General features: G+C 46.0%; 18 protein-coding genes. 10 read left to right on the forward strand and 8 right to left on the reverse strand.

Annotation, left to right across the window (positions count from 1 at the left end; translation table 11 throughout):
* Positions 1 to 13: 13 nt before the first annotated feature.
* The 9 genes from pilB (at position 14) to EJO50_RS11265 (ending at position 6,890) form a co-directional block, all read left to right on the forward strand.
* Positions 14 to 1,723, forward strand: coding sequence for a type IV-A pilus assembly ATPase PilB (gene pilB, locus EJO50_RS11230; RefSeq protein WP_125974223.1), 1,710 nt, complete (start codon positions 14 to 16; stop codon positions 1,721 to 1,723).
* An 18-nt stretch (positions 1,724 to 1,741) separates the two neighbouring features.
* Positions 1,742 to 2,965, forward strand: a complete 1,224-nt coding sequence (locus EJO50_RS11235; RefSeq protein WP_125974225.1) for a type II secretion system F family protein — start codon at positions 1,742 to 1,744, stop codon at positions 2,963 to 2,965.
* Positions 2,965 to 3,828 (forward strand): prepilin peptidase, encoded by an 864-nt coding sequence (locus EJO50_RS11240; protein ID WP_125974227.1) that lies wholly within the window; start codon positions 2,965 to 2,967, stop codon positions 3,826 to 3,828. Before EJO50_RS11235 ends, EJO50_RS11240 begins: the two co-directional genes overlap by 1 nt.
* A complete protein-coding gene (gene coaE / locus EJO50_RS11245) occupies positions 3,828 to 4,454 on the forward strand; it encodes a dephospho-CoA kinase (RefSeq protein WP_233702058.1) in 627 nt (208 codons plus the stop codon). The genes EJO50_RS11240 and coaE overlap by 1 nt, the downstream gene beginning before the upstream one ends.
* A gap of 60 nt (positions 4,455 to 4,514) precedes the next feature.
* Positions 4,515 to 5,273, forward strand: coding sequence for a cell division protein ZapD (gene zapD, locus EJO50_RS11250; protein WP_125974229.1), 759 nt, complete (start codon positions 4,515 to 4,517; stop codon positions 5,271 to 5,273).
* Positions 5,270 to 5,461 (forward strand): DNA gyrase inhibitor YacG, encoded by a 192-nt coding sequence (locus EJO50_RS11255; RefSeq protein ID WP_125974231.1) that lies wholly within the window; start codon positions 5,270 to 5,272, stop codon positions 5,459 to 5,461. Before zapD ends, EJO50_RS11255 begins: the two co-directional genes overlap by 4 nt.
* 206 nt (positions 5,462 to 5,667) lie before the next feature.
* Positions 5,668 to 5,844: a GNAT family N-acyltransferase gene (locus tag EJO50_RS17780; RefSeq protein ID WP_373280514.1), complete on the forward strand. Its 177-nt coding sequence runs from the start codon at positions 5,668 to 5,670 to the stop codon at positions 5,842 to 5,844.
* Positions 5,786 to 5,911, forward strand: a complete 126-nt coding sequence (locus EJO50_RS17785) for a GNAT family N-acetyltransferase (protein ID WP_373280532.1) — start codon at positions 5,786 to 5,788, stop codon at positions 5,909 to 5,911. The genes EJO50_RS17780 and EJO50_RS17785 overlap by 59 nt, the downstream gene beginning before the upstream one ends.
* A 256-nt stretch (positions 5,912 to 6,167) precedes the next feature.
* Positions 6,168 to 6,890 (forward strand): lysophospholipid acyltransferase family protein, encoded by a 723-nt coding sequence (locus EJO50_RS11265; protein ID WP_164521492.1) that lies wholly within the window; start codon positions 6,168 to 6,170, stop codon positions 6,888 to 6,890.
* On the opposite strand, the gene EJO50_RS11270 is transcribed toward EJO50_RS11265, so the two are convergent.
* Complete coding sequence (locus tag EJO50_RS11270; protein WP_125974235.1) at positions 6,872 to 7,693, reverse strand: symmetrical bis(5'-nucleosyl)-tetraphosphatase; 822 nt, start codon at positions 7,691 to 7,693, stop codon at positions 6,872 to 6,874. The two genes, EJO50_RS11265 and EJO50_RS11270, sit on opposite strands and share 19 nt — an antisense overlap.
* Before the next feature lie 60 nt (positions 7,694 to 7,753).
* On the opposite strand from EJO50_RS11270, the gene EJO50_RS11275 reads away from it, so the two are divergent.
* Complete coding sequence (locus EJO50_RS11275; protein WP_164521493.1) at positions 7,754 to 8,638, forward strand: HDOD domain-containing protein; 885 nt, start codon at positions 7,754 to 7,756, stop codon at positions 8,636 to 8,638.
* 73 nt (positions 8,639 to 8,711) lie between these two features.
* On the opposite strand, the gene rplQ is transcribed toward EJO50_RS11275, so the two are convergent.
* From rplQ to infA, 7 genes are all read right to left on the reverse strand, one after another.
* Complete coding sequence (rplQ, locus tag EJO50_RS11280; protein WP_125974239.1) at positions 8,712 to 9,101, reverse strand: 50S ribosomal protein L17; 390 nt, start codon at positions 9,099 to 9,101, stop codon at positions 8,712 to 8,714.
* A gap of 24 nt (positions 9,102 to 9,125) precedes the next feature.
* Entirely contained in the window at positions 9,126 to 10,109 is a 984-nt protein-coding gene (locus EJO50_RS11285) for a DNA-directed RNA polymerase subunit alpha (protein ID WP_046351581.1), read from the reverse strand.
* A gap of 34 nt (positions 10,110 to 10,143) precedes the next feature.
* Positions 10,144 to 10,776 (reverse strand): 30S ribosomal protein S4, encoded by a 633-nt coding sequence (gene rpsD / locus EJO50_RS11290; protein WP_125974241.1) that lies wholly within the window; start codon positions 10,774 to 10,776, stop codon positions 10,144 to 10,146.
* Between the two features lie 14 nt (positions 10,777 to 10,790).
* Positions 10,791 to 11,183, reverse strand: a complete 393-nt coding sequence (gene rpsK, locus EJO50_RS11295; protein WP_046351579.1) for a 30S ribosomal protein S11 — start codon at positions 11,181 to 11,183, stop codon at positions 10,791 to 10,793.
* A 16-nt stretch (positions 11,184 to 11,199) separates the two neighbouring features.
* Complete coding sequence (gene rpsM, locus EJO50_RS11300) at positions 11,200 to 11,562, reverse strand: 30S ribosomal protein S13 (RefSeq protein ID WP_099396476.1); 363 nt, start codon at positions 11,560 to 11,562, stop codon at positions 11,200 to 11,202.
* Positions 11,563 to 11,626: 64 nt separating this feature from the next.
* Positions 11,627 to 11,740 carry a 50S ribosomal protein L36 gene (gene rpmJ, locus EJO50_RS11305; protein ID WP_046351577.1) on the reverse strand — a complete coding sequence of 38 codons (114 nt, stop codon included), beginning with the start codon at positions 11,738 to 11,740 and terminating at the stop codon, positions 11,627 to 11,629.
* A gap of 35 nt (positions 11,741 to 11,775) precedes the next feature.
* A complete protein-coding gene (gene infA / locus EJO50_RS11310) occupies positions 11,776 to 11,994 on the reverse strand; it encodes a translation initiation factor IF-1 (RefSeq protein ID WP_046351576.1) in 219 nt (72 codons plus the stop codon).
* Positions 11,995 to 12,004: the final 10 nt, after the last annotated feature.

Raw genomic sequence — 12,004 nt, forward strand, 5'->3', positions numbered from 1 at the left:
CATATTGAAGACCATGTCAGCACCTAACTCACCTGTATCTGGTCTCGCCCGCCTGCTAGTTCAACACGGCAGATTAATTGAAGCAGATGCTGAAACGCTGCAATCCACAGCGAACAGCAGCAAAACACCATTTATTGAGCAACTCATACGCAGTCATAAAATGACGGCGCGGGGTATTGCTGAATTCTCATCCCAGGCGTTTGGCTATCCTCTTCTTGATCTGGACCATATTGATCCGAGCTATATCCCTCAAGGCGTGCTGGACAATAAAGTAATGCAGATCCAACGCCTCGTGCCACTATTCAAACGTGGTACCAAGCTATTTATCGGGCTATCTGATATTACCAACCTGCAAGCGCTCGAAGAAGTGCGCTTTCAAACCGGACTACAAGTTCAGCCCCTGGTAGTAGAAGACGGTAAGCTTGTTATTCTGCTCAACAAAATTGTCGAATCTACAGGGGCCAATCTAAGTAATATGGCTCTGGATGATGTCAATTTAGAGATGGATGGGGGCGAGGAAGATACCAGCCAAAACGATGCCGCAGTTCTGGAAGTAGATGATGCACCCATCGTTAAGTATCTGCAAAAAATCCTGCTTGATGCCATCAATGCAGGTGTTTCCGATATTCACTTTGAGCCCTATGAAAAGTTCTTTCGCATCCGTTACCGCCTTGACGGCGTATTGCGTGAAGTAGCGCAACCTCCCTTGGCGATTAAAGATAAACTTGCCTCACGTATCAAAGTTATCTCCAAGCTCGACATCTCTGAAAAACGTGTACCGCAAGATGGCCGAATGAAACTTGTGCTTTCAAAAAGCCGAGCCATCGACTTTCGCGTGTCTACCATGCCAACAATGCATGGAGAAAAGATTTGTATGCGGATTCTGGATCCCTCTTCAGCCACCTTGGGTATTGATGCCCTAGGGTATGATCCGGATCAAAAAGAAATCTTGCTGGAAGCCATTCAGCGCCCTTACGGTATGATATTAGTAACTGGCCCGACAGGTTCGGGGAAGACAGTTTCGCTTTATACCTGCCTGAATATTCTAAATCAGCCGGGTATTAACATCTCCACTGCTGAAGACCCCTGTGAAATTAACCTGCCTGGCGTAAACCAGGTCAATGTCAACGAAAAGTCTGGACTGACATTTGCTGTTGCACTAAAGGCCTTCTTGCGTCAGGATCCTGACATCATCATGGTTGGGGAAATCCGTGATTTAGGCACAGCAGATATATCCATCAAGGCTGCCCAAACAGGGCATATGGTTTTTTCTACCCTGCATACCAACGATGCACCCACTACGCTGACACGGATGCTCAATATGGGAATTGCCCCATTTAATATTGCATCTTCGGTTATTTTAATTACAGCGCAGCGTTTGGCCCGAAAGCTATGCAGCTGTAAAACACCAATAGATATTCCTCATCAGGCACTACTCGATGCAGGTTTTGAAGAAGAAGAGCTGGACGGCACCTGGAGCCCTTATAAACCCGTTGGCTGTGATATTTGCAAGGGCTCAGGCTACAAAGGCCGCGTAGGGATTTATCAGGTAATGCCAATTACTGATGCCATGAACCGCATCATTATGACTAATGGAAATGCAATTGATATTGCTGACCAGGCAAAACGTGATGGCGTGCGTGATTTACGAGGCTCTGGCTTACGTAAAGTAAAACAAGGCCTGACCTCACTAGAAGAAGTTATGGCGGTAACCAATGAATAATATCCAAAGAGGGGCGTCATGGCGCTAGCACCTAAAACACTCAAAGTAAAAGAGTTTACTTTTATCTGGGAAGGGAAAGATCGCAGTGGTAAGGTTGTCAAAGGCGAGGTACGGGCCAGCGGTGAACACGTGGTTAAAAACGCGTTACGCCGCCAAGGCATTAATGTCTTAAAAATAAAGAAGCAGAGGACAGGCACAGGCAAGAAAATTACTGAGGAAGACATTACCATGTTTACTCGGCAACTTGCCACCATGCTTAAATCAGGTGTACCGCTCCTTACCGCATTTGATATCGTTGCCAAGGGGCATAACAATCCATCCGTAACAAAGCTACTTATGGATATCAAAAATGATATTGAAACAGGCTTGTCGCTCACCCAGGCATTTAGGAAACACCCAAATGAGTTTGATACGCTTTATTGCAATCTGATTCAGGCGGGTGAGCAAGCTGGTATTTTAGATGCTCTACTGGCCCGGCTCGCCACGTACAAAGAAAAAACGTTAGGTGTTAAAAAGAAAATCAAATCTGCACTATTTTATCCAACGGCCATTATCGTTGCCGCGTTTGTAATTACCGCAGTGATTATGATTTTTGTTATTCCAGCATTTAAAGAATTATTTTCCAGTTTTGGAGCCAACTTACCAACGCCGACCTTGGTGGTAATGGCTATTTCCGATGTATTTGTGACCTATTGGTGGCTTATATTTGGCGGAATATTTGGCGGAATTTGGAGCTTCTTAAAAGCATGGAAAAAATCTGAGGCCATCCAGATAGTAATGGATCGCTTATTGCTCAAGATTCCAGTTATTGGAAAAATCATGCTGGATGCCACTATCGCACGCTGGTGCCGCACTCTTTCAACCATGTTTGCCGCAGGGGTACCTTTAGTAGACTCGCTGGATTCTGTCGGTGGTGCCGCAGGAAATTACCTCTATAAGCTTGCCACCAAAAAAATTCAAACGGAAGTAAGCACAGGAACCAGCCTCACTTTATCCATGCAAAGCACCAATATGTTTCCCAATATGGTGATGCAAATGGTAGCAATTGGTGAAGAGTCAGGGGCATTGGATTCCATGCTTAGTAAAGTTGCTGACTATTATGAAGAAGAAGTAGATAACGCTGTAGAAGCCTTATCCAGTCTAATGGAGCCCGTTATTATGGTGGTCTTGGGTACGCTGATTGGTGGCCTGGTTGTTGCAATGTACCTGCCAATTTTCAAGATGGGCGAGGTTGTCGGTTAATGATTGAATTGTTTTTAGACAGCCCTGCTATCTTTGGTAGTTTTTTATTCATACTGGGTCTTTTAGTCGGAAGTTTTTTGAATGTAGTGATTCACCGCATTCCTAAAATAATGGAGCAACAATTCAGACAGGAGTGTCAGCTGATTGATGCCCCTGTCGATGCTCCAATGCCACAGACTCCAACCTATAACCTAGTGGTCCCACGTTCTGCCTGCCCAAGCTGCGGCCACGCTATCAGTGCTTTGGAAAATATTCCAGTTATTAGCTATTTAGTTTTACGCGGGCGCTGCAGAGGTTGTAAAACGCCCATCAGCCCTCGCTATCCAATGGTTGAGCTTCTTTGCGCAGTACTCACTACCATTGCGGGCCTGCATTTTGGTGTAACAATCACGGCAATTGCTGCGATTATGCTGACTTGGTTCCTCATTGCATTGGTGTTTATTGATGCAGATACCTACCTCCTGCCCGATAACATTACCTTACCTCTACTTTGGCTAGGCTTACTTTTCAATTTAAACAATGTATTTGTACCGCTAGATCAAGCAGTGATCGGTGCTATTGCGGGCTACCTGTTGCTCTGGGGCGTGTATTGGCTATTCAAGCTCATCACAGGAAAAGAAGGCATGGGCTACGGCGACTTTAAACTACTCGCCGCACTAGGCGCCTGGTTTGGATGGCAAGCCTTACCCAGTATTATTTTACTATCATCAGTCAGCGGAGCCATTATCGGCATTGCACTTGCCATACTTGCTAAACGGGGCATGGGTAAGCCGATGCCATTTGGCCCTTATTTAAGTATTGCCGGCTGGTTGACTTTACTAATTGGCAGTTCATTACAACAACTTTTGTATATAGCAGCATAATGCGTACTGATGGAATGAGAATCATCGGGCTTACAGGAGGAATAGGCAGCGGGAAATCAACTGTTGCCACTCTTTTTGCCGAGCTAGGTGTTCCAATTATAGATACAGATGAGATTGCACATACACTAAGCCACCCCCCTTCTGAAGCGCTAAAGCAAATTGCTTTAGAATTTGGTCAGCATTTTATTGAACAAAATGGCTCACTCAACCGAGCTCATATGCGTGCACACATTTATGCCAATAAAGATGCAAAAATGAGGCTTGAAAATATATTCCACCCACTTATCAAAAGCATTGTGATACAACGGCTGGATATACAAGCAGCCCATACACCATACGTCTTGTTGGTTGTTCCCCTGTTATTTGAAACAAATACATACAGCAACATAATAGACCGCAGCCTTTTAGTGGATTGCTCTGTTGAACAACAAATTGAGCGCGTACAAGCACGCAGTGGCCTAAAAAATACAGAAATTGCTGCGATTATTGCCAATCAACTGCCAAGAAAAGCACGAATACAACTTGCAGATGATATTATTTTAAATGAAAGCTCTCTTGCTCATTTACAATCCAGCGTTAACTCACTCCACGAGCGATATCAGGATCAAACATGTCGGTTTACGTAAGTAATTTTCATAAACCATTTTTTGCTGCAAAATTAAGTATCTCCGCCGGTTAGACACATCGTGATTAGCTACGAATTCCCAATTAACGAGCGCATTCGTACTCTTTTGCGACTCGAAAACTTATACAACCGCACCATTCAGTATGTGGGGTGTGACTCTGCAGCGGACCATCATGCTGCTTTACTTGGTATTTTTGAAATTATGGAAGTGGCAAGCCGAGCTGACATGAAATCGGACTTACTCCAAGAACTAGAACGTCAGCGGCAGGCTCTGTCCGCTCTTCGAAATAATCCGCAAATATCTGAAGACGCCCTTGAACGTGTTCTGATCGATATTGATGAAACACATTGTAAAATGCTAAATATGACGGGTAAATTTGGACAATCACTGCGAGAGAATGAGTGGTTAATGGCAATTAAACAACGCGTCACCATCCCTGGTGGAGCATGTGCTTTTGACCTGCCTTCCTATCATTACTGGCAACAACAAAACCCTGAATATCGCAGAACAGATATTGACGGATGGTTTAACCCACTGCTTCCTATCAAACATGGCTTGGATATTGTGCTGCGATTACTCAGGGACAATATGCGTGAAAATAACTACACCGCAAAAAATGGGAATTTCCAGCAAATGTCCGGAGGTAAGACAGTCCAGCTATTAAGAGTTGGCTTACCTGAACATTTGGCTGCAGTACCTGAGCTTTCAGCGAACCGGTATGCAATCAACATTCGCTTTGTAGTACCGTCAACCAGCGGAGAACGCGCAAAGGTTGTTGATACGGATGTTGATTTTAACCTGGGTTACTGCAATTTATGAATACACCTATCTTCCAGACCCAATGCCCTAGCTGTGGTAAACAACATACATACTCTATAGATAACCCCAACCGCCCTTTTTGCTCTGAACGATGCCAGCTGATTGATTTGGGTCGCTGGGCAAATGAGGAATACACCATTTCGGCTTCCAGCAACCGCACTGATGATCTGGACTCTCCTACAGATTAAATTTTTTCAGCCTGTCACTTCAGCTTCATCTCCTCGTCATAGCAGTGTCATCTGCAGGCTTTAAGTTTCCTCTTATTCAGGAGGCAACCCATGCTTCAAACTCAGATTATCCCTAGCCGCAAACGTAAACTCTCTGCGTGTATTGCTGACAGTGAAGAGTTATTCACGCAGCACAAGCTTTACGATACCGGGTTTTCGTTGAAGAAATGGGTGCACATATAGTATGCCGCGAGCCTGGTATTGATCGCGATCTGTTTGATGCATATTGCGAGCATTTATTGGTTCAGGATGACGAGACAGGAGAGGTTGTCGGTAACTTATCGCATTCTTCCGCCACATCAGGCACGAAAGCTTGGCAGCTACTACTCAGACACGAAATTTGATCTGGCTCGGCTTGGACATTTACGTGAACAACTCGTCAAAGTCGGCCGCTCATGCATACACCGGTAATCCCCCCACAAAACCAGCTCATTTTTAAGTAGAATTTTCTCGCAGTCTACTGCCGACCTTTTTATTATTCTACCGATGCAAAATCTGGATATGCGTTATACCCGACACTTCATGCGGTGATCTTCACACACAAGGGAGTTGGCCGAATGGACAAGAAACAGCTAAACTCACAGCATTACGAATTTTCATACAGAAATTTAGCTGCATGCGCACTCCATTATTATGCCTACGTCTTAGTCGCTTATGCCGCTTAATAGTGCATTTTGCCAAAGGATTATTTACCGTCACTTACCGTTTTCCACGCTTACTGTTATCAGAAAGAGTGGACTATATACAACAATGGTCAAGACAATTAACACAAATACTAGGTGTTAGCTTACGAATACAAGGAATTGAGCCAGGAAAATACCCAGAACAGCATATGCTGCTAGCCAATCACATTTCCTGGCTTGATATTTTTGTGCTGGATTCGGTGACTGTTTCAAGGTTTGTCGCTAAATCAGAACTTAGAGCCTGGCCTGTAATTGGCAGATTATGCATAGGTACAGGCACACTTTTTATTGAAAGAGAGCGAAAAAGAGACACAGCCCGTGTAAATGAAGCGATTGTAACTGCGCTCAGTGAGGGGCACTGCATCGCCGTGTTCCCGGAAGGTACGACAGGCTGTGGACGACAGCTATTGCCTTTTCGCTCATCACTTTTACAAGCCGCTATAGATGGCAATGCCACAATACAGCCTGTTTATCTTCGCTACACCGATGCAAACGGACAGCACTCCGATGCCGCCACCTACATAGGCAATATGTCGATAGCACAATCTGTATGGCGTATTTTAGGTACTCGCTCTTTACATGCAGAAATTAATTTTTTAACCCCATTTCCTGCAAATTATGAAAACCGGCGCGCCCTAACACAATTTATAGAAGCACGCATTTGCACAGCACATCACGCGCTCAGAGCTCAATCAGATAAAGCCTGATATTCAAAACGGGCTGCGGCCTGATAAAGTTTACCGCTATCTAAGCAAACAGCAGTTAAAGCACCACCCCAAACACAGCCAGTATCCAGCGCCCACACATCGTCCTTAAGCATCAGCCCGAGTGCTGACCAGTGACCACAAACAACGCGCCGATTTAAAAGCAAACGATTAGCCAGTTCAAACCAGGGTTTTATTCCTGCAGGGGCCTGTTCACGCTCACCTTTATACTTTAATTGCAACGCTCCATCCGTAGTTACAAAACGCATACGGGTGAAACAATTTACGCTATAGCGCATTCTATCAAAGGCCTTCATATCAGAGGTCCATTCAACGGGCTGATTGCCGTACATAACAGCAATAAAATCCTTCCATTGGTCACCACGCAATGCCATTTCAACCTCTTGAGCAGCGAGCTTTGCCGTTTCAAGTGGCCAGCTAGGACTCACTCCGGCATGAACCAATAGCACATCGCCCAGATCAATAAGTAATGGTTGCTGACGCAACCAAAACAACAAATGCTCTGCATCTGGTGCATCTATCACTTCTTGCAATGTATCTCCGGGCTTTGGTTGCGCCAAACCGGCAAACATTGCCAATAAATGCAAATCATGATTACCCAATACAATTGATACTCCTTCTGTCTGGGAGGCCCAGCGCAATGTAGCAAGGGAGGATGGCCCGCGATTCACCAAGTCGCCGACCAGGAATATCTGATCACTTTGAGGGCTAAATGCCATGCTCTCCACTACAGACATTAACTCCACAAAACAGCCCTGAATATCACCGATTGCATATCTCGACATAACCCATCCATTTAACGGCTAAAATGAAAACATCACCATTGATGCAGCAGATTAATGACTATGACCACCAATGCCCCCTCCAGCCTGAATGACTGGCTCATTAAACTGAGTAGTATAGAAATCCCTGCAATGCAGTATACCTTGTATCAAATGGCTCACTTACAGTCAAAAAGTGATGATATAAGTATCAGAGATCTCTCGCTTCTTATCCGACACGACCCATTGCTAACCTTAAAGCTTATCCGTTACCAGCAAAGCCAGCGAAGGGCCGTACAAATGAAAGATGTAAACACAATTGAACACGTACTTTTAATGGTGGGCGTCGGCGGGTTTTTCCATAAATTTGGCTCTACAGAATCAGTAGAAACTCAATTGCAACAAAAACCTGAGGCATTATCAGGAATAAGAAAAATCATTTCCAGATCATATCTTGCCGCCAGAATTGCAGAAAGTTTAAGCAGCCAGCGTCACGATATCGACCCGATTGAGGTCACAACAGCCTCCTTACTACATGATCTGGCTGAAATATTACTTTGGTTATCCATGCCAGAGCTGGCACAAAAAATTACATACTTACTATTAAATAATCCAAGCTGCCGAAGCTATGAAGCTCAGAAACAAATACTGGGGTTCACCGGCAATGAATTACAAACAAAACTGGCCCTACACTGGCATTTACCCAGCCTTCTCACTCATCTAATGGATGAAAAATATACTAATGAGCCTAGGGTTAGGACCGTGACCATTGCTACTTCAACAGCACGGCACCTGACAAACCATTGGCAAAACCCCGCATTACCGGATGACTACCAAAACATTGCAGATTTGCTATCGTGCGATCTTGATCATGCCTATAGCCTGATACGTAATGTTTGCATCAAAGCAGCACATGAATGGGAATGGTTTTCTGTGCTACCTGTTGCAACTCAAATTCCACAGCAATGATTATCAGATAATAAAAAAGCCAACCTAATGGCTGGCTTTTTCACATTACAACGAATAGCTGTAAAACAGCTGATTACTCAGCTGCTTCAACCGCTTCCGCTTCTTCAGGACGGTCTACAAGCTCAACATATGCCATAGGAGCATTGTCGCCTTGACGGAAGCCGCACTTCAGAATACGAAGGTAGCCACCATTACGGGCAGCATAACGCGGACCGAGCACGTCGAACAGCTTAACCACCATATCGCGATCGCGAGTACGATTGAACGCCAGACGGCGGTTCGCAAGCGAAGGCTTTTTACCCAAAGTGATCAAAGGCTCTGCAACACGTCGCAGCTCTTTTGCCTTAGGTAAAGTGGTCTTGATGACTTCGTGACGGAGCAACGAATTCGCAAGATTGCGCAACATCGCCAGACGATGACTTGTCGTGCGATTTAATTTGCGATTAGATTGACGGTGACGCATTTGTCGATTTCCTTTTGCCCGCTATTACGGCTTTTCTAAGCCAGCAGGCGGCCAGTTTTCAAGGCGCATGCCCAGCGAGAGGCCTTTAGAGGCAAGAACTTCCTTGATCTCATTAAGCGATTTACGCCCAAGATTAGGTGCCTTCAAAAGCTCAGTCTCGGTGCGCTGGATCAGGTCGCCGATATAATAAATGTTCTCTGCCTTCAGGCAGTTAGCCGAACGGACAGTCAGTTCGAGGTCATCAACCGGACGTAACAGAATCGGATCGATCTGCGGTGCCTGTGGTTGCTCTTCCTCTACAGGAGTGCCTTCAAGATCAGCGAACACGGCGAGCTGGTCAATTAGCATACGTGCAGCCTGACGCACAGCTTCTTCAGGTTCAATTACGCCATTTGTTTCAATGTCAATAATCAAACGATCAAGGTCAGTACGTTGCTCCACACGTGCGCTTTCTACGTGGTAGCTAACACGGCGAATCGGGCTGAAAGACGCGTCAAGCATGATGTTACCGATGGTACGGTTTTCATCTTTAGCAAGACGGTTAGGAGCTGGCTGATAGCCGCGACCTTTTTCAACCGTAATTTCCATATTAAGCTTTCCACCAGCAGACAGATGGGCAATCACATGATCTGGATTGATCACCTCAACGTCGTGTGACAGCTGAATATCGGACGCTTTAACGACGCCCTCACCCTCTTTTGAGAGGGTAAGAACGACCGAGTCCCGACCATGCAGCTTGAGCACAACGCCTTTGAGGTTCAGCAAGATATCGACTACATCTTCCTGCACGCCATCCAGTGCGGAATACTCGTGAACCACACCTTCAATTTTCACTTCAGTCGGTGCAAAACCAGACATAGAAGAAAGAAGGATGCGGCGTAGAGCATTGCCGAGCGTATGGCCGTAACCGCGCTCGAACGGCTCCATCACGACTTTCGCCTGGGCAGCGTTTAGAGCCTGCACATCAATGATGCGCGGCTTGAGCAACTCATTCGCGTTGATTTGCATAAGTCAGTATCCCTTGGCTAGCCGGGTCAGAATATTACTTGGAGTAGAATTCCACAACCAGTGCTTCGTTAATGTCGCTGGACAGATCGGAACGCTCTGGCATGCTTTTAAACATACCTTCAAGCTTCTTAGAATCTACCTGAACCCAGCTCGGAAAACCGATACCCTCAGCTAGAGAAACAGCTTCCTGGATACGAGCTTGAGTTTTCGATTTATCGCGAACAGAAACAACATCGCCAGCTTTAACCAAGTAGGAAGGAATATTCACAACACTACCGTTTACCACAATAGCTTTGTGGGAAACAAGTTGACGAGCTTCAGCACGTGTAGAGCCAAAACCCATACGATAAACAACATTATCGAGACGACATTCAAGAAGCTTCAGCAGGTTTTCACCTGTTGAGCCTTTGCGTCGGCTAGCTTCTTCAAAATAACGACGGAACTGACGTTCCAATACGCCGTAAATGCGACGGATCTTTTGCTTTTCACGCAAATGAACGCCGTAGTCAGACAGACGTGATGGCTTTTTACCGCCACTCACACCGTGCTGACCAGGAGCTTGTTCTAATTTGCACTTACTATCCAGAGAACGACGAGCGCTCTTCAGGAAAAGATCCGTACCCTCACGACGTGCAAGTTTGCACTTGGGTCCAATATAACGAGCCATAACTTACTCCGGGATTAGATACGACGCTTCTTCGGCGGACGACAACCGTTATGCGGAATCGGCGTAACATCCGAAATGCTCGTGATCTTGAAGCCGAGAGCGTTCAATGCACGCACAGCGGACTCACGACCCGGACCCGGACCCTTGATACGAACTTCGAGGTTCTTTACACCGTATTCTTGGGCAACTTTACCAGCAGCCTCTGCAGCTACCTGAGCCGCAAAAGGTGTACTCTTCCGAGAGCCTTTAAAACCAGCACCGCCCGAGGTAGCCCAAGACAGTGCATTCCCTTGGCGATCAGTGATGGTTATGATCGTGTTATTGAAAGACGCGTGCACGTGCACAACACCTTCCGACACGCTCTTTTTGACTTTCTTCCGTACACGTACTGTGTTTGCTTTAGCCATTCTTTAATTCCTTGGATTACTTCTTGCCAGCGATGGACTTACGCGGACCCTTGCGAGTACGCGCATTGGTACGAGTACGCTGACCGCGGCACGGAAGTCCTCTGCGGTGACGGAAACCACGGTAGCAACCAAGGTCCATAAGACGCTTGATGCTCATGGTCACTTCGCGGCGCAAATCACCCTCGACAATATATTTGCCAAGTTCTTCACGCAGCAGATCTAATTCAGCATCGCTGAGATCTTTAACCTTTTTTGTAGGCTCAACGCTTGTAGCTGCGCAGACGGCATAGGCGCGGGTGCGACCAATACCGAAAATAGCCTGAAGGCCGATCACAGTATGCTGATGATTCGGGATATTAACCCCAGCAATACGGGCCATACTTTTCTTACCCCAGGTTCAAAAAGCTTTGCATGTTAACATCAGAAACTGATTGTCGCAACAATCAGCCTTGACGCTGCTTGTGCCGCGGGTCGGTGCAAATCACACGCACAACACGGTTGCGGCGTACGATTTTACAATTGCGGCAAATTTTCTTGACCGACGCTTGAACTCTCATCGTCTTTCCTTTCGATCAAAATTAAATCCAGGCAATTACTTGGCCCGGAATACAATGCGAGCCTTGGTCAGATCATAGGGAGTCAACTCCACTGTGACCTTATCTCCAGGCAGGATACGAATGTAGTGCATCCGCATCTTACCAGAAATATGACCAAGAACCACATGTCCGTTTTCGAGCTTGACCTTGAACGTTGCATTTGGCAACGTTTCCAGGACTTCGCCCTGCATCTGAATGACTTCGTCTTTCGCCATAGCCTGTTAC

It is taken from the genome of Iodobacter ciconiae (genome assembly GCF_003952345.1).
Taxonomy (GTDB): domain Bacteria; phylum Pseudomonadota; class Gammaproteobacteria; order Burkholderiales; family Chitinibacteraceae; genus Iodobacter; species Iodobacter ciconiae.